Raw genomic sequence first — 18873 nt, forward strand, 5'->3', positions numbered from 1 at the left:
GAGTCGAAGGCTAGTTTTACATTTAACATCTCACATTCCACAATTGTCTAATTATCAAATTGACACATTTTCTAATTAAAATTATTATCTAATTAAAGTAACACTCATTAAACCGATCACCACATCATTGGCAATCGCTTTCAGCGTTAGGCTTTTTAATGTTTTATTTTTATCTAATGGCAAATCTAAAATTGTTGCTGCACCGCCATCAACGCCATAATTTGTAAATCCTTTTATGACGGTGAAATCTTTAAAATCTCTCGAAATTTCTCCGTTTTTTAAATAAACTCTTGGCGGTTTGGGCGCATCAGTCGTAAAAGCTAATCCGTCAACAAAATAATCTTGTTCGATTGGCCACCAGTTTTCTGGGTTTTTTAATACTAAAACTTCTGAAGTTCCGTCGGTGTAATATATTGTAATTTCTCCATTTGCAATTCGGCTTTGCATTGGGTTTGTTGTTCCAGCAAGCATAAAATAAGCCTGCGAAGCCTTTCCACTTAACGGAATATCAATGCTTTTTGGATAATTATCCCACATCGAAGTAAAGATTATATTCTTCTGATTTTCATCTGAAGGCGTTTTAAACGGAATCCCATTTGATGTTTTAATTTCACCCGTTTGTTTTGCTTTTTCGCGTAACCCTTTATCGTCAATTTTTACCGAAATATTAGGATAACACCAATTTCCAATTCCTTGTTTTGGAAGCTGTAAAGTTACCGCCTGCGGTCTTGGAGATAAATATTCGTTTGCAAAAATGTCTGTAACTTTTGCATTGAAATAAGAAGAAAGCGAAATAGTTTCTGAACGCTGTGATTTCTCCAAAGGAAGATCCCAGTTTGCAACTTTCGTTGCTTCTAATTTGCCTTTTAAATTAAATTCAATTGGTTTCCACCAAGAAAAATCACCCTGTTTTACTTGTATAAAAAAGGTTTTGTTTCCCTCGCCATTTACAGTTGATTGAAAAGTTCTTTCCGATTTTTTAATTTCGCCCAAAACAGCTTGCGGATCATAAACTGAAACAATTTCGCCTTTGCCTATAAGAATATTTAATGCATCGCCGGAATTGTATGACGGTTGAGTAAATACAGTTGCTAAAGTGCCAATTTTCCAATTGACAACAATATTATAAACCCCATTATAAGGAACTTCAATACTGATTTTTGGATTTCCAATGCTTTCCGGAATCGCTTTCCATGATACATTTTTTCCGTTTATTTTAATACTTTCAATTCCGTCATAATAGGCATTCAGAATTAATTTCAAATTCATTTTTGACGCAAAATGATTTTCAATATGATAATTGTCTTGTCTGTTTTTTCTGTTGAAAGCAATCGAAATATCCGGAACTTTTAAAGAAGCTTCTTCCCATTCTTTAGGAAAACCAGGCTCGATTGTCAAAACTTCTTCAACTGCATCAGGCTTAATTCCGAAAAGTCCTTCAACCAAAGTTCGAGAGGCCATTCCAATTGGGTCAGCAAAATCGCGATACAATTCGCCACGCATCGCATCCTGATACAAAAGCTGTTCAAAACCACCCGGTGAAGCCCCCAAATACATACTTTCGACCAAAACACTTTCCCACATTTTAAATGCTTTTTCTGGTTGTCCACCTTGCCAGAAAGCCAGTGAAGTATGCAATTGTTCGGCCAAAGCCACATTATTAATTGACCACGTATAAGGCTGCCAATTTGTGGTACTAATGACATAAAGATCTTTCTTATCAAGACCGTCCGCAGCAATTGGAATATGCGGTATCTGATTATTTACATAATTCAGCATCTGATAACTTTCAAAAGGATTTGACAATTCTGAATCTATCGTGTGATAAATACTCCAGACTCCCGGAGAATCGTGCAATAATCTGTTTCCTAAAGCATCTTTATATTCAGCAAAAATTCCTTTTTTAGAAAGCCAAAGCTGTTCATTTGAAGCTTTTAAAATTTTAGCCGCTTCATTTTCGTAAGGCGTTGGATCTTTTTGAATTTTTCTTGCCAGCTCAGCGACCGTTTTATTAGCATAATAATTATAAGCCGAAGAATGAATTACAGCGCCACCACTGTATTGCAAAGCGTCGCTCGCCCAAATTGTGGCATACGCATCATAAAGTCCATCGTTGTCAGGATCAAAATTTCTTTTTTCCCAATTTAAATGTCGTTCAATTGTTGGCCACATTTCCTTTAAAAAAGTAATATCTCCCGTCCATTTAAAATGACGCAACATTTGATCAATAAAAACCAAATTCATATCATAATGATGCGCTACCGTCTTTTTATTTGGATTTCGTGAAATATAGCCACTGCTGAACATTGAAGTTCCTATTTCTTCTTTTTGACGTGCTAGATTTTTTTCTTCATCAAAAACAATCGGTCCATTTGCTGGCGACGTTACCTGCGAATTGCTGTAACTTGTAAAATGCGTTTTCGCCCTGTCGTGCCATCCTAGCGGATCTGCGGTATAAGCACCACGCCAGGCATTTAAGTACATCCTCCATGCAATTGCACCATGAAGATAGGCTGGGTTTTCCCAAATTCCGTCAGAAGCAATTGCAAGCGCTGCTCCCAAATTATTGATATAAGGATCCGGAGTTTTAACTTTAACTCTATTCGCTAAAACCTGCGTTTCCTGAAGCGATTTTTCATAGAGTAACGCGATTTCTATTTGAGAAACAGCGGTTTTTAATTCTTCTGGAGAAAAAAGCCAATAAATTGCTTTTTCAGAAATACTGTTTGTTTTACCTGTAATTACCGGCAAATTTTCTGCACTTGAATTATATAATTCTAAAGGCGAATTTTGATTTTTTGCGTTTGCTAAAAGCACTTTCGATTCGGGAAAAAATCCATTTAAACTTTTATTATTTCCTGTTTTCTGTTTGTTGCTTTCAGAACCATATTCCAGCAAAAATGACTGTTTTTGTAAAGTGTACTTATTATTAAGACAATAATCAGGTTGCAAATAAAATACGGATTCCGGATCGGCACCAATATCCCCATCACGACTGAATTTCTTTCCCGTTGCGCCACCAAAAGCCCAAATAATATTGTTGCTCTTAGAAACTGCATTTCCATAAACTTTGACAATAAAACCTTCTTTTTCTTTTAAAGCCACTACATCAATAAATAATTTGCCACTTCCTAAAATAGCATCTTCAATTGTATAATGCATTGTACCTAAAATATATCTGGTATCAATTTTAGAAGCTTGGGTAATCCATTTACTCTCTTTTCCGTTCACAATTCCGAGCTTAAAATTCCCGCCCATTCCCGGCATATACATTGCAAACTCAGGCAAATCACCCGTTTCAACTCTAAAACCGGTATTCGAACCATACAATGCTCGATTGAATTTTCGAGTTCCATTTTTTAAAACAAAACTATTTTCCTCCGGCGCATAATTCAGTTTGCGAACTTCTTTATTTTGTCCAAAAGTCAGGACAGAACAGAAAAGCAGTAAAGTTAAAACCCTTGTAAAAAAATGTTTTTTTGTTTTCATAAAGCAGTAAAAATGGCTGAATCCAAATAAGAATTAAATAAAATTAAAACCGACTTTTTTTATCAATTCAATAATTATGATGCAATTTCTTTGTTTTTTTGTGGTATACTATCCTGTACCTTCCTGATTTGTTAAATATAAAAAGTATATTAATTTTTAGCATTTTTAAATTCTTTTTAACATCATAGTACAGGATACTATATCAAAAATGAACCGTTAGATTTGAAAATCAAATAAATTAAAATCTCAAAAAATTGGTAAAAATCAGTACTTTCTTATCGATGGTTATTTGTTTGGCAATGCCGAATCAGTTCTTTGCTATGCATTCTAATCTGCTTGTCAAAAATGCAGTTTATTCTTCTTCAGAAATTAAAAATGATAGTATAAAAAACGATACCGAATCAAAGTTTTTTGTATTTGGAAATTCGACAAAAAGTAAAAAAAGTACTTTAATAAACAATGCTTTAGCTTATACTGATGCAAAAGGTTATGGATTTGATTTTAATTCGGCTTCGAATGTAAAAATCAATGCAAATTCATTTTCTATTACAAAACCAACCTACTTTTCAACTGCAGTTCCTGAGGGAAATTATCAGGTTGAAGTTACAATGGGAAGCGCCGAAAAAGATTCAAAAGTTACAATAAAAGCAGAATCGAGACGATTAATGCTTAACGAATTAGTGGTAAAAAAAGGACAAAAAATAACGCAGACTTTTAATGTTAATGTCAGAAATATCAAAATTGACGATCAAACAAATATCAGTTTAAAGGACCGTGAAAAAGAAATTTTAAACTGGGATCATAAACTGACAATTGAATTTCTTGGCGAAGCATCTATACAAAGCATTAAAATCACACGAAAAGATAATTTAACCGTTGTTTATCTCGCAGGAGATTCAACTGTTACAGATCAGGACGTAGAACCTTGGGCTTCCTGGGGACAGTTTATCACCAATTATTTTGACAGCAATGTTGTGGTTGCAAACTATGCGTATTCTGGTTCATCTCTAAGTTCATTTAAAGGTGCAAATCGTTTAAAAAAAATACTTTCCCTAATTAAAAAAGGAGATTATTTATTTGTGGAATTTGGTCATAATGACGAAAAAATAAAAGGTGAAGGCAATGGCGCTTGGGGTTCCTATTCTACTTTATTAACTGAGTTTGTAAACTCGGCTAAAGAAAAAGGTGCAATTCCTGTTTTAGTAACACCAACACAACGCCGATTTTTCAATGAAAATGGAACATTAAAAGAAACGCACGGCGAATTTCCTGCAGCCATGCGAGCTGTTGCTCAAAAAAATAATATCGCTTTAATTGATGTTACAAAAATGACAACCGAGTTGTATGAAACTTGGGGCGACGAACCTTCAAGAAAAGCTTTTGTACAATATCCAGCCAATACTTTTCCAGGACAGGAAAAAGCATTAGACGACAATACTCATTTTAATGGATTTGGAGCTAACGAAATTGCGCTTTGCGTTTTAAGTGGCATTCGTGAACTTGATATTCCGCTAAAAAAACATATCAAAAAAGAAACACCAGATTATAATCCGAAGAAACCAAATTTCATTTCAAGCTGGACACTGCCTATGAGCGCCCGATTTGAAATTGTTAAACCCGATGGCAATTAACCATCAAAGAATTACTTTACTATGCTACTAAAAAACACTATCCAAAATCTCTCAATTCTTGCATTCTCGCTTTTTCTGACCCAAAACAGTCATGCACAACAAACCGATAAAGTTTATCTTTCAGGAAAAGATTTTGAACATCCTGTGCAATGGGATTTTTATTGTACTGACGGAAACAAAAGTAAAACTTGGTCAAAAATAAATGTTCCGTCGCAATGGGAATTAGAAGGTTTTGGCGAATATACCTATGGTCGCTGGTACAAAGAATTGAACCAAAAAGAACCGAGCAAAGAAGAAGGTTTATACAAATATGAATTTGAAGTTCCGACTGATTATAAAGGCAAAGATGTTTTAATTGCCTTTGGTGGTGCGATGACGGATACGGAAGTAAAAGTAAACGGAAAACTGGCTGGAGCGATTCATCAGGGTGGTTTTTATGAGTTCAAGTATGATATTTCATCACTGCTGAAATATGGTTCAAAAAATACTTTAGAAGTTCATGTATGGAAACATTCGGCAAACAAATCAGTAAATGCGGCAGAAAGAAGAGCGGACTGGTGGCTGTTTGGCGGTATTTATCGTCCGGTTTGGTTAGAAGTTTCACCAAAAACGCATATTGAAAATATTGCTGTAAATCCAAAAATGGACGGTTCAATTACAGTAGATGTTAACTTGAAAAACGTTTCGAAAAATACCACTTTAGAAGCCACTTTAATAGGTTTAAACGGAGAAAATTTCCAAACTTTTACTTTTCCAATTAAAGCAAAAACGGCTAAAGAAACTATTGCAGCACAATGGAAAAACATAAAACCTTGGAATCCTGAAAATCCAAATTTATATGAGTTGCAACTTGTTTTAAAACAAAACGGAACTGCCGTTCATCAATATGACAAACGAATTGGTTTTAGGACTTTAGAATTTAAAAAACAAGACGGAATTTATCTTAATGGCACCAAAATCATTATGAAAGGAATTAACCGTCACTCGTTTTGGCCAGAAGGCGGAAGAAGCACCAGCAAGCGCATTAGTGAACTGGACGGGAAATTAATCAAAGACATGAATATGAATGCCGTTCGTGGGCATTATCCGCCGGATACGCACTTCTTGGAAGTTTGTGATTCTCTTGGTCTTTTTGTTCTAAATGAATTGGCGGGCTGGCAAAACTCTTACGATACAGAAACAGGAAAGAAATTAGCGACTGAAATGATCACGCGCGATGTTAACCATGCATCTGTAATTATTTGGGATAACGGAAATGAAGGAGGCTGGAATTATGACACCGATAAAGTTTTCGAAGATCTTGATCCACAAAAGAGAATCGTGATTCATCCTTGGGCCGATTTTAATGGCTGGGATACGCACCACTACCCGACTTACTTAACTGGAATGCATCGTTTTAACGCCGGCGAAAATGTATTTTTTCCAACCGAATTTATGCACGGTACTTATGATAACGGACATGGCGCTGCGCTGGAAGATTTCTGGAACCGCTATAAAGAAAGTCCGCTTTTTGCAGGAGGATTTATGTGGGCGATGTTAGACGAAGCGGTAAAAAGATCAGATTGGACGGGCGATGTAAAATTTGATTCGAAAGGTTCTCTTGCTGCAGACGGAATTTTAGGGCCGCATCGTGAAAGAGAAGGAAGCTATTATACGGTAAAAGAAGTTTGGGCGCCAATTCAGTTTCAGCCAAAACAAGTTACAGAAGGTTTTGATGGTTCATTCTTAATCAAAAACGATTATCTTTTCAGTAATTTGAATACCTGCAAAATGGAATTCAAAGTATTACAATCGGATAAAAATGTGCTTTATACTACTGGAACTGCCAAAGAAATAAGCGGAGGGAAAATTGAGATTCCGAGTATTGATCCAGGAGAAACACGCAAAATTCAGTTTGCTGTTCCTAATAATTTTTCTGAAGGTGATGTTTTATCAATTTCGGCTTACGATCAGTTTGGCAAAGAAATTTATACTTGGACTTGGCCTATTCACAAAGCTTTATTTTATGCCAATAAATTTTTAGCGGTTCAAAATACAAAAGCAAAAGCATCGGCTGTGAAAACAGGAACTGACGTTACTTTAAAAGGAGGAAATGTAACAGTTGTTTTAAACGCTTCGAATGGAGAAATTACATCAGTTAAAAACGGAACAGCAACAATTCCGTTAACAAATGGGCCACGCCCAATTGGAATGAAAGCTAAATTGAAAGACATTCAGGTTTCTCAGGAAGGTGATAAATCGGTTTGTACAGTTTCATACGTTGGCGGCATCTCTTCTATCAAATGGACAATGGAACCAGACGGAAGATTTAAAATGGAAATGATAGTTTTAAAAAATGAAAGAGCAAACGGTGCAGACGGATTCGACGGTGCTTTCTTTGAAGATAAAATCAACTCTTTCGGAATTACTTTCAGTTTCCCTGAAAAAGAAGTTACTGGCATAAAATGGTTTGGAAGAGGGCCTTATCATGTTTGGAAAAACAGAATTAAAGGAACGACTTACGGAATTTGGGAGAAGGATTATAACAATACGATTACGGGAGAAAGTTTTGAAAACCTAGTTTATCCAGAATTTAAAGGTTATCATGCGAATTTATTGGGAGCAAATCTAAAAGCAGGCGCTTCATCATTTAAGGTTTTTAGCGAATCTGATAATTTATTCTTGAGATTATTTACGCCTGATTTGCCTAAAAATGGTTTTCCAGGAAGTAATCCGCAACCGGCATTTCCAGAAGGTGATATTTCATTTATGTATGAAATTCCGGCCATGAGAGATTTCAAACCTTTAGAACAGCAAGGCCCACAAAGTCAGCCAACAAACATCAGAATTAAAAGTGGCGATGACGGAATTAAGATGAATTTGTGGTTTGATTTTAGGGATAAGATTTAGTTTTAAGTTTTCTTAGTTTCAGGTTTCAAGTTTCAGGTTTTAATCTTTGCCTATAACATACAGTGTTTCATTTCGACGAAGGAGACTCGAACGATAGCGACTGACATAGCAAATCCTCGTAAGTAGCTTGACAAACTAAATCGCCAATCTTTGTCGAGCTACTTGCGAGGATTTCTCCTTCATCGAAATGACAAACTAGGCGTTTTTAGCGTCTTAAAACAAAAAAACTATCAACTATCAACAAACAACTATCAACTATCAACTATCAACCACCAACAAACAACCAATTCAAAATATGAAATCAATTAAAATACTTTCTGCTTTATTTCTAGCAGTCTTGTTTTTCAATTTTACATTCAAACAAAATAATAAACCCACCGTTTATATGGTTGGCGATTCAACCGTAAAAAATGGCAAAGGTGATGGAACCGGGGGACTTTGGGGCTGGGGAGATTATATTGGGCAATTTTTAGATACTACAAAAGTCAATATTGAAAATCATGCTTTGGGCGGTACCAGCTCTAGAACTTTTCAGGACAAAGGTTTATGGATTGAAGTTTTGAATAAACTTAAAAAGGGCGATTATGTCTTGATTCAGTTTGGACATAATGACGACGGGCCAATTAATGACACGATTCGAGCACGCGGAACGATAAAAGGAATTGGAAATGAAACACAGGAAATCGACAATCTCATTACCAAAAAACATGAAACGGTTCACAGCTACGGCTGGTACATTCAGAAAGTAGTTCGCGAAGCGAAATCAAAAGGTGCCATTCCAATAATTTGTTCGCCAATTCCGAGAAACGACTGGAAGGAAGGAAAAGTTCCAAGAAACGATAAATCATACGGTTTATGGGCAAGACAAATTGCTGAAAAGGAAAAAATTACTTTCATCAATTTGAATGAAAAAATGGCTGTTGAAATGGAGAAACTCGGCGAAGCAAAAGTAACCGGAACTTATTTCTACAAAAAAGATCATACACATACTTCTGCAAAAGGCGCTGTACTATCGGCTTCTGTTATTATTAATGAATTAAAAACGAGCAAAAATTCTTTAAAAAACTACATTTTGCCAAACCCAAAAATTGTACTTCCGCCAAAGAAAAAAGTGTTTTTAATAGGCGATTCCACAATGGCCAATAACAACAATAATCCTGATGCAGTTGGCTGGGGCGTTCCTTTTCCGCAATATTGCGACACTACGAGAATTGAAGTAATCAATAAAGCAAGAGGTGGCAGAAGCACCAGAACTTTTGTTTATGAAGGTCTTTGGGACGAAGTAAAAAACCAATTACAACCAGGAAATTTCGTTATTATTCAGTTTGGACATAACGATGCCGGTGATATTGACAAAGAAAAATTCAGAGGCTCCTTAAAAGGAAACGGTGATGAAACGCAAGAAGTAACGCGTCCAGACGGTTCAAAAGAAATCGTACATACTTTTGGGTGGTATATGGAGAAATTCATCAGAGAAGCCAAAGAAAAAGGTGCTATTCCGATTGTTTTGAGTTTGACGCCAAGAAACGAATGGCCAAATGACAAAGCGGAACGCAGAACCGATACTTATGTAATTTGGTCCAAAGTTGCAGCCGAAAAAGAAAAAGTTCCGTTTATCGATTTAAATGATATTGTTGCTTTAAAATATGAAGCTTTTGGAAAAGAAAAAGTAAAAGCATTTTTTCCAAAAGATCACACGCATACAGGCTTAGAAGGTGCCACTTTAAACGCATTAACAGTTGCAGAAAGTCTTAAGAAAGTGAAGGATTGTAATTTGAAAGATTATATTGAAACCCCGAAATAATTATAAATTATGAGTTAAATACAAAGTCAAAATCAACTTATAATTCATAACTCATAATTCATAACTAAAAAAACCTCGTTTAAATTACTTAAACGAGGTTTTTGTTTTTGAAATACAAAATGTATTATTTTTTTGATTCTTCGATAGAAACTTTTCTGAATTCTTTTAAAAGTTTTTCAATTTCTAAAGTAGCTTTTCTAGCTCTTGGTCCAGCAGCTTTGATACCTTTTTCAGTTAAAGATTCAGCTTCTGCTTTAAATGTGTCAATTTCGGCGTTGATTTTTACTAATAGATCTTTCATGCTTATACTTGTTAAATTAAGGCGCAAAAATAAATGTTTGCTCGAACTATAACGCACGTTTAATGTTAAAATTATAACTGTTTTGGCGATTTAAGTTAATAATAATTTAACCTGTTTTCTTGGAATCTCTATATCAACGGATTACAAAAATTTAGAAATCTATTTTTTTTGAATATTTTTTATTTTTCACAGTTGTTACTGCTTCATACTCATCATTTAATGCCTATTTTAGAGGTATTTCGTAAGAACTTCCTTCGCTTGACGGATAAACTGCTAGCTGATCCAGCACAATACCGGTCTGGTTTACCTCTATCTTGATTTTATGTTTTCCTTTTTCCATTTTTAAAGCAGAAAGTTTCACAATTGCACTGTTTCTTAAAACATTCTCTTTCCAGGTTTTGTCACGGTCTTTTGTATTGGTTTTAAAAGATTGCAAAGTGTTTCCATCAACCTGAATTCCAACTTCATGGTCAAAATTATTGGCATGCGTTGGCAATATTCTTAGCTCAATATCATATTCACCTGCGTTTTGGATTTCAAATTCATAAACGACAGCGGGTTTTGCTTCTTTAAAATACTGCTGTCTTAAAGGGAATAAAGTAATAGCATTATTGCTATAACCTAAACCGTTGATTGTTTTCCAACTGTAATTTTTAAAGTCTTTTTGAGATACAAATGCATTGGCCTGAATTGCAATTCTGTTTGCGGTTTCTTTTTGCACTTTTAAAACTGATTCAGGCTTTTTAACCGAATCAAAAACAGGTAAATTTCTAGGATGCATCGACATCATTTTATTCCATTTTCCTTCGCTTAATTTGGTGTTGTAAAAATCAGTAAGTGCTTCAATTTTATGAAAAGCCTCTGAAGCCAAAAGTTCGTATTTTGCTTTTTCTTTTTCATCTGAAGTAATTGCTGCCAAATTCCAGTATAAAAACTTTTGATTCATATAAGCGGCTCCTTTTACTGGATAAACAGCCAATTGAAACCAGGCATCTTTTCGCTCCTGCGGAATAAATGCTGAAAGACTGTCCACTTTCTCAACAAGGACATTGTAAGCTTTTATTCGGCTCCAAATTTCTTTTTCTGAAAAATCGGATAGTTTTACCGGCGTTGTTGGCTCCGTTTGACTCCAACCCATATATTCTGGTTTTCTAAGAAATGCCAAACGATAATACTCTTCAAAAATCGCACTTGCTTCGGCATCAATTTTTGGCGAAAACTCTCTGGAAGCCCAGTTTTTCATATATTGATTAAGACCATCATATTTAATACTGTTGACGTCCCAAGCCATATCCAGAAAAAGTTCTATGTCATATTCTGCCGGTTTTATGTCACCAACATTTACAATCCACATTTTTTTTGCTCCGTTTTGATAGGCTTTGTTCATTTCGTACCAAATCAAACCGGGTTGCATCGTGCTCAGCCAAAGATAATCGTGTGGCCTTCCCCAATAACTAATGTGATAATAAACACCGCTTCCTCCTACTCTTTTTTGCTCTTCTTCATTGCTCAAACGACGAATGTATCCGTAGTTATCATCAGGCCAAACCAAAGTAATATCACTCGGAACTTTAAGTCCGTTGTCATATAATTCTAAAACTTCTTTGTACGGAACAAAAGCCTGCGGAATGTCTGACAAAGGTTTTTTGAAAGTATTGGAAAGCATTTCGCGTTGGTTCACAATAATCTTCTCTACCATTGAAATCGATTCGTTCAAATCCTTTGCGCCTTCCATTTTGCTATCATGAACGCCTCGCATTCCAAGTGTCATAATCGTTTCATTTTGAGCCGTTTTCAACTCATCTAAACGATCTTGCCAATATTTATCAACTTGAGTTTTATTCGTAAAATAATTGTAATCACCGTAGATTTTGGGTTTCCATTCATCAACATTATTTCGAAGCATCGGTTCAGCATGAGACGAACCAATCACGATATGATATTTCTGCGCCATTTCTTTATTTCCGGCAATTGTAAAAAAGCCTTTTGTTGAAGGATGCATCGCCGGCCAAATCGTATTGGCTTTTAAGCGCAATAATAATTGAAAAATTTTCTCGTAAGTTTTGGGACCAATATCTCCCGTTTCTGGTTCAAATGTTTTGGCAGCCCAAGGCTGTAATGCCCAATCTTCATCATTCAAAAAAATGCCTCGATATTGAACTGAAGGCGACGAAATTATTTTTTGCTCTGAAAGTTTTAAGGAAAGTTTTTCCTGTTTTATGGGATGGACATCTGCCCACCATTTCCACGGAGATACGCCTAGACGTTCTGTAATTTCAAAAATCGCATAAACGGTTCCGCGAACATCAGAACCCGCAATTACAAGATTATCATTTTCTTTTTTGATGGAAAATTTCTCCCATTGATTAGAAAGTTCTTTTTGTTCTTTTCTCGTTTTAAACAGTTTATCCGAAACTTCTCCTATATAAATTCCGTTCTTAGAAAATGAATTTGCCTGAAGTATTTTTGGTCGTTTTCCGGTTAATTCTTTGACATCATCTGCAAATTCATTTACCGCCCAAACAATTAAGGGGTCTGTATTTTTGTCGATGAAAATATTTACTGCATTATTAGAATCTGAAATTAGGAATTCCGTTGCAATTCTATTTTGGCAGAAACCATTTATGGATGAAATCGAGAAAATTAATAGCAGTATTTTTTTCATTTTAGAATTATATTATAGGAAATTTGATTGCGTCGCGGATTTTACCGATTAAACTGGTTCGCGCTGGTTTGTCATTCCTTACAAGCTTTGAGGTTACTTTGTGTTAGACGCACTGCTGTGCGTCTCTACAATGTTGGTAACCATATCATTGTGCACTTTTACAAAAAAAAACCTAGAACCTCAGAATCTAAGTACCTTAGAACCTTCTAATCAACTAAAACTTTATTCACATAAACATTTTTAAAAGTCACTCCTTTTATCAAGCTTTTATCAATATCAGCTTTAGCAGATTCAATCTTTAGATTTTCGAAAGTGAAATTAGATAAACGAACATTTGGGTCGTTTTCCACTTTATAAAACATTTCGCATTTAAGATCAATATTTTTTAAAGTAACATTATCTCCATACGATAATGGAACATCAGGACGCCCTTTCAAATCAAAAAACTGTTTCCATGCTAAAATAGCCAGACCATTTTTGGTTTGTCCTTTAATATCTTCAAGTCTAATAAACTCGTAAAGCTGTGGTGTATCAGGTCTCATTTTAAGATGCAGCAATATTGACGGTCCATCAACTTCGCAATTGCGCATAATTATGTTTCGATTATGAATCGCTTCACTTCCGTTAGTTAATGCCGAATGACAATAGCCAAATTTACAGTCTTCAATGATAATGTTCGTGTTTGCTCCATTATTTTTATCCTGATCTGCGTAAGGTCCTTTACCTCCTTTTAAGGCTATAGCATCATCATTTACAGACATGTTCGAGCCTTTTATAAGTACGTTACTGCAAATATCAAGATCAATTGCATCTGTACTTGGAGCATCGCCTTTTTTGTGTGGAGAAAAGATATACGTGTCCAGTATTTTTATGTTATTGCATTTATAAAAATGGCTCGTCCAAAAACCAGAATTGATCAATTTGACATCCTGAAATTGTACATTATTTGAATTCCATACAAAAACCAATCTTGGTCTGGAAACTTCAAGATTAGTACATTTTGGATTTTCTTTTCGGCGCGCCCAGAAAGCATCCCAATATTTTCTTCCATTTCCGTTTATTGTTCCTTTTCCTGAAATTGAAAAATTATCAACGCCATAAGCGTTTACCAAAGCCGGGAAATAATCCAGATTTTGGCCTTCCATTCTTGATGGCATAATCGGATAATTGGCAATATCATCAGAACCTTTTAAAACCCCGCCTTCGCTGACATACAAAGCTGTTTTTGGCTTGAAAAATAAAGCACCGCTCAAGAAAACTCCTTTCGGAATTACAATTACGCCACCACCATTTGCAGCTGCTTTATCAATCACTTTCTGAATCGCAGCAGTCTGCACTTTTGTGCTGTCTTTGCTAACGCCAAAATCAGTTATTGTGTATTTTTTTCCTAAATCCTTCAATTGAAGTTTCGTGTAGGTTTTAAACCAAACCGGAATTTCGGTTCCATCAGGAAATTTATCAGCGCTGTATTTTTGTGAAAATGAGCTTTGGGAAATTCCCAAAACACATAAAACCAAAGTCAAAAACTTTTTCATCGTAAACTGTTTTTATTTTTATTTTATTTCTTTATTTCAATTTGAGTAACAGAAATATAATATCCTGTACTTCCATAATTTGATTTTCTTTTATCCGACCAATTTGGTCTTTCTCCCGTACCGGAAACTGTCAAAATATAATTATCTTTTTTAAAAATTGGAGATTTGTAAACTAATGTTTCAGTTGCATTTTTACTGTACAAATCAACAATTGAAGTCGTTACAATTTTTCCTTTTTCATCAGTTAAAACAACTTTAGCGTATCCATTTTCAGTTCCCACAAAACTTGAAAAACCAATTTGCTGGCCTTTGAATTTTATTGAAAAAGAAGCATTTTTGTCATCCGATTTACTTTCTAATTGCATATTTCCATTATCTGTATGATTCCATTTTCCGGAATATTTAATTTCCTTACTGGTATTTTTCAGAATTTTATTCTTGTTTTTTGGTACAGATGCAATTCCGGTTTCCACATCAATTTGCCAAGTTTCCTGATAAACTGGAATAGAAAGTGACTTTCCTGAAATTGTCAAAAGTTGCCAAACATAAGTTGCTGCAGATGCCTGCTTTGGAAACGACCAGCGATCGCCCATAAACATATATTTAGTTTCTTTTGAGCCTTGAATTGGCAAAACAAAAGTCGATTGCGAATTCCATGTCAGCGTTTCTTTTGGTGCAATTAAACCTTGAAATTCCCAAGGACCTTTAATTGAATTTGAGGTATAATAATAATTGTCATTTTTCTCCCAACTTGTCAAATGCGAGCCAATAAAATAATATCGATTATCTTTTTTCAGCATCGTCGGAGATTCAAATCCGGTTGTAATATTTTCATTTACTTTTTCTGTAACCGATTTATAATCATCACTTAATTTATAGATTTCACCACCGTGGACCAGAATATATCCCGAATTATCAGTGTCCTGAAAAGTTCCCATATCCCATTTTTTGATTGGTTTTCCGTCAAATAAAAGCGGGCCTTTAAATGTGTATGGTCCCTCAATGTTTTTTGAAACAGCATAACCTACAAACTGATCTTTATACGTTAAAGTATCGGCGTGCATATACATTATAAACTCCTCTGTTTTTGGGCATTTCATCACTTTTACTCGTTCACCAACACGATTTGGTCCCAATTTTCCAGATTCCTGTACCGGAAGCGCCTGACGCTCAAATTTCCAGTTGTACAGATCTTTTGAAGAATAACAATTAAATCCTACAAAGGCATTGCTGGTATCGCTGTGTGCTTCCCCAAACAAATAAAAAGTATCTTTTTCTTTTAAAATGCATGCGCCATGTGCGCTTACAATATTTCCGTTTTGGTCAAACCAAGGTGTGCCAGAATAAATGGCATCCATTTTTCCTAATTCTTGCGCAAAGGAAACAGCTATATTGCCTACAAAGAAAATACAGATAATTAAACATCTCAAAACCAAATAATTCTTCTTAAACATTTTACTAATTACTAATCACTTTTTACTAATCACTCTTTACTAATCACTCTTTACTAATCACTCTTTACTAATCACTTTCTTTTCAACCATTCTTTTGGAACATTTACAATACAGATATTCAGTGTTCTATTATCTTCAGAAAGCATCGCGGATTGAATTTCAATTTTTGTTCCGTCTCTGTTAAAAGTCGGATGAACGTGATCTGCAGCCGTTTCTTTATGTCCCGTTGTCAGCATCATCATTTCATTTGTTTTTCTGTCAATTAAATATAAACTTCTTGAAAAGTCATCACCAACTGCCCATCTTCCGTCAGAAGAACCGTGAACATGCCATAAACCGCTGCCGCTTTTTGTTTGTCCGGCAATAATCATTTCGCGCGTTCTTAAATTTACAATTGCCAAGCCAGTAGGTTTTTCTCTCGTTCCTGAGTTTCCCCAATTGCTTTCCTGACCCGGATTTTGAGGATTTCGAACTTCGGTACTAGAAGTAACTTCAACTGGAGCTTCTTTTTGAATATCAATTTTTCGATGTCCCATAATTGCCATTGCCACCTCATCTTTAGAAATTACAACTTCGTGCGTTACCCATTCAAAATCAGATTCAGGATATAAAGGTCGTAAACCTGATCCATCGGCCATTACGGTCCAAGTGCGTTGTGGAGATTTTCCTCCGGTTTCCCAACAAAAAACCAATTCACCCGGATTCCAGATATTAGATTGAATATGTCCAACTTGAAATGGCACTGAAACTACATGTTTCACTTCGCCGGTTTTAATATTCATACTGCTGATGCCACCGGGTCCCGCGCCCATATTTCTTGGTCCAAAACTCTTTTCAATTTTTACATTCGGATCTAAATGTCTTGCGGCTTCTTCTTTTCCTATTCTGAAATAAACTCGGTCTTCATCAGCATCCAAAGCCATGTCACCCGACGCTCCCATTTCTGGATTTGTTGTTCCGCAAACGCGTTCATAAGCTGACACAGGTTTCATCTTTCCTTTTTCACTATCTGCAAAAACGGCTTCCAGATTCACTTCCATAATCTGCATTTTATCGCTATCGCCTTTTCGCATAAAATACAATTTCATCGATTTTTGCGCCATGCATAATGTTCCAGTGTAACCGCCTTCGGTTACCTGAACCATTACACCTGATTTCTCGTTTACGGCCATTGCATCCCCGTTGGCTCTTTTAGTTCTAAAAATTAGCCATTCTCCATCGGAAGTCCATTGTGGGTGTGTTGGATATGTTTTTGAATCTCCTGCCGATTTTGTAGTTAAAAAGATTAAATCGATACCTGTAACGGGATCTTTAATAATCTTTTTTTCTGATGGAAATCGGGTTCCAATCTGGCTAAATGATGTTAGGGTACAAAAAAGAAAAAGCGTGTTTATGGATCTTTTTAATTTCATAAGTTTTTTTTAATTTCTTTGTCGATTAATCTCGCAAAGGCGCAAAGTTTTTTTTCTGCAATTAATTTCGCCACGAAGACACAAGGCTTCCTTTTACTTTTAATAATTTAGCTAAAGCCACTTAGTTTTACTTAATTTTTATCTCCCGCTAAAGCTAGAGGCAATTCAATTTAAAACTTTGCGCCTTCGCGCCTTTGCGAGATTAATTCGAATGTTGCATAAACGGCTAACACCTAATACCAAACACTTAACTTTTAACTCTCTGCCTTACTTATGCAAGTTATTTTTCCCTTCAATTTTCAATTGAATAGAACTGTCATTGATCTGAAACTGACTATCTTTTAAAAGTAAAATAACTTCGGCTCCGGCCAATAAAACCGGACCATAACCGTGAGCTGCAAAAACATTTACCGGACGATAGTAATAAAATGCAGGATCAAAACCCATTCCGGTTCCAACGCAGGTTCCTTCAACTTGACCTTTATCATTTACTTTTGTCGCTACAGCATTCCACGCCAATAAAACTGCTGGAGCGTACGTCATTTTATCAACATAACCACGATTTATGGCTCTGGCAATAGAATACGCATAAATTGCCGTTGCGGAAGTCTCTAAATACGAATCATTTCTGTCTAACAATTGGTGCCAAAAACCTGTTCCGTCCTGATATTGAACCAGTCCAGCGATATGTTTTTGCAATTGAGCCAAAACTTGAGGATAACCCGGATGATTTTTTGGCAAAACTTCTAATAATTCAACCATTGTCATAACTGCCCAGCCATTTGCTCTTGCCCAATGAAACTGCGGATGAACCGGCATTGATTCGACCCAACCGTGCATATAAATGCCTTTTTGGCTATTAAACATTCTTTCAGAAAACTGATTGACTTGTTTTACAGCATCGTCAAAATATTTTGCATTTCCAGTATAACTTCCCATTTGTGCCAATGCAGGTACGCTCATGAACATATCATCTAACCAAAGTGTATTGTCCTGCGGTCTGTTTCTTGCTAAAGTTCCGTCTTTTAATCGAAATTGTTTGTTGCTAATAAAGTCGATGTAGTTGTTTACCAGAGGATCAATATTGGCTTTTAAACCTTCTTTTTTGGCTTTAATAAATGCTGCACAAAGCGCACCGGCAAAATCTAATGCTTCAGGATGCAGCGTTTTAAGCATGTCTTTATCCTTGATGTTTTTTTCATTATAATTTTCGGCGATATCAGCAATTAGCTGTATTCTTTTATTTGAATAATCAGCGTAATATTTTTCACCTGTAGCTTTTGAAGCCAAAAGCATTCCGGCGTACGTAACACCCCACTCATAACTAGTCAGCCTGAAAGCACCCGGTTCAAAAACAATATCTTGATTGCCTTTTTTATAATCTGTAATAACGGCTTTAGTATTTGCATCGACAATTTTTGAAGCCGAATTTTTATCTAAAAAATTATAAACCCTGTCTAAAACCACTTTTATATCTTCCTTTTGCGGAATAACATATGGTGTTGGATAATCAGGCTGCATTAAATGCAATGGTGCCGTCGCATCTGTTTTTTGAGCGTTTGCATTTGTAAATGATGCAAACACAAGCATTGCTAAAATGGTTGATTTATAGTTCATGTGGTTAGTGTGTTAGTTTAAATTTTACTTTTGCTCATAATATATTTAGTAGTCTGGTATGTCCATTCTAAATTTT

10 protein-coding genes are annotated in these 18873 nt (G+C 35.5%); 3 read left to right on the forward strand and 7 right to left on the reverse strand.

What is annotated here, in order from left to right:
• Window positions 1-84: 84 nt before the first annotated feature.
• Window positions 85-3489 (reverse strand): DUF4450 domain-containing protein, encoded by a 3405-nt coding sequence (locus tag EV145_RS14860; protein ID WP_133525988.1) that lies wholly within the window; start codon window positions 3487-3489, stop codon window positions 85-87.
• Window positions 3490-3743: 254 nt separating this feature from the next.
• Here EV145_RS14860 and EV145_RS14865 point away from each other — a divergent pair, with 254 nt between their 5' ends.
• The 3 genes from EV145_RS14865 to EV145_RS14875 all read left to right on the forward strand — a co-directional run bounded on the left by EV145_RS14865 (window position 3744) and on the right by EV145_RS14875 (window position 9813).
• Window positions 3744-5120 (forward strand): rhamnogalacturonan acetylesterase, encoded by a 1377-nt coding sequence (locus tag EV145_RS14865; RefSeq protein WP_133525989.1) that lies wholly within the window; start codon window positions 3744-3746, stop codon window positions 5118-5120.
• A gap of 21 nt (window positions 5121-5141) precedes the next feature.
• Window positions 5142-8009: a glycoside hydrolase family 2 TIM barrel-domain containing protein gene (locus EV145_RS14870; RefSeq protein ID WP_133525990.1), complete on the forward strand. Its 2868-nt coding sequence runs from the start codon at window positions 5142-5144 to the stop codon at window positions 8007-8009.
• Between the two features lie 295 nt (window positions 8010-8304).
• Window positions 8305-9813 carry a rhamnogalacturonan acetylesterase gene (locus tag EV145_RS14875; RefSeq protein WP_133525991.1) on the forward strand — a complete coding sequence of 503 codons (1509 nt, stop codon included), beginning with the start codon at window positions 8305-8307 and terminating at the stop codon, window positions 9811-9813.
• Between the two features lie 124 nt (window positions 9814-9937).
• Here EV145_RS14875 and EV145_RS14880 read toward each other — a convergent pair whose 3' ends face one another.
• From EV145_RS14880 to EV145_RS14905, 6 genes are all read right to left on the reverse strand, one after another.
• Window positions 9938-10114, reverse strand: coding sequence for a histone H1 (locus EV145_RS14880; RefSeq protein WP_026729959.1), 177 nt, complete (start codon window positions 10112-10114; stop codon window positions 9938-9940).
• Window positions 10115-10337: 223 nt separating this feature from the next.
• Entirely contained in the window at window positions 10338-12779 is a 2442-nt protein-coding gene (locus tag EV145_RS14885) for a glycosyl hydrolase 115 family protein (protein ID WP_133525992.1), read from the reverse strand.
• Between the two features lie 206 nt (window positions 12780-12985).
• On the reverse strand, window positions 12986-14314 hold the full coding sequence (locus tag EV145_RS14890; RefSeq protein WP_133525993.1) for a glycoside hydrolase family 28 protein: 1329 nt from the start codon (window positions 14312-14314) through the stop codon (window positions 12986-12988).
• A 23-nt stretch (window positions 14315-14337) separates the two neighbouring features.
• Window positions 14338-15768, reverse strand: coding sequence for a family 43 glycosylhydrolase (locus tag EV145_RS14895; RefSeq protein WP_133525994.1), 1431 nt, complete (start codon window positions 15766-15768; stop codon window positions 14338-14340).
• 71 nt (window positions 15769-15839) lie between these two features.
• Complete coding sequence (locus tag EV145_RS14900; protein ID WP_133525995.1) at window positions 15840-17180, reverse strand: hypothetical protein; 1341 nt, start codon at window positions 17178-17180, stop codon at window positions 15840-15842.
• Between the two features lie 267 nt (window positions 17181-17447).
• A complete protein-coding gene (locus tag EV145_RS14905; protein WP_133525996.1) occupies window positions 17448-18797 on the reverse strand; it encodes a glycoside hydrolase family 105 protein in 1350 nt (449 codons plus the stop codon).
• Window positions 18798-18873 lie beyond the last annotated feature (76 nt).

This window comes from Flavobacterium sp. 245 (genome assembly GCF_004362055.1).
Taxonomy (GTDB): domain Bacteria; phylum Bacteroidota; class Bacteroidia; order Flavobacteriales; family Flavobacteriaceae; genus Flavobacterium.

What these genes read in the sequence shown, in the direction of transcription:
- EV145_RS14860 (WP_133525988.1), bottom strand. Translation starts at nt 3,489, where the DNA reads ATGAAAACAAAAAAACATTTTTTTACAAGGGTTTTAACTTTACTGCTT.
- EV145_RS14870 (WP_133525990.1), top strand. Translation starts at nt 5,142, where the DNA reads ATGCTACTAAAAAACACTATCCAAAATCTCTCAATTCTTGCATTCTCG.
- EV145_RS14875 (WP_133525991.1), top strand. Translation starts at nt 8,305, where the DNA reads ATGAAATCAATTAAAATACTTTCTGCTTTATTTCTAGCAGTCTTGTTT.
- EV145_RS14895 (WP_133525994.1), bottom strand. Translation starts at nt 15,768, where the DNA reads ATGTTTAAGAAGAATTATTTGGTTTTGAGATGTTTAATTATCTGTATT.
- EV145_RS14890 (WP_133525993.1), bottom strand. Translation starts at nt 14,314, where the DNA reads ATGAAAAAGTTTTTGACTTTGGTTTTATGTGTTTTGGGAATTTCCCAA.
- EV145_RS14880 (WP_026729959.1), bottom strand. Translation starts at nt 10,114, where the DNA reads ATGAAAGATCTATTAGTAAAAATCAACGCCGAAATTGACACATTTAAA.
- EV145_RS14905 (WP_133525996.1), bottom strand. Translation starts at nt 18,797, where the DNA reads ATGAACTATAAATCAACCATTTTAGCAATGCTTGTGTTTGCATCATTT.
- EV145_RS14900 (WP_133525995.1), bottom strand. Translation starts at nt 17,180, where the DNA reads ATGAAATTAAAAAGATCCATAAACACGCTTTTTCTTTTTTGTACCCTA.
- EV145_RS14885 (WP_133525992.1), bottom strand. Translation starts at nt 12,779, where the DNA reads ATGAAAAAAATACTGCTATTAATTTTCTCGATTTCATCCATAAATGGT.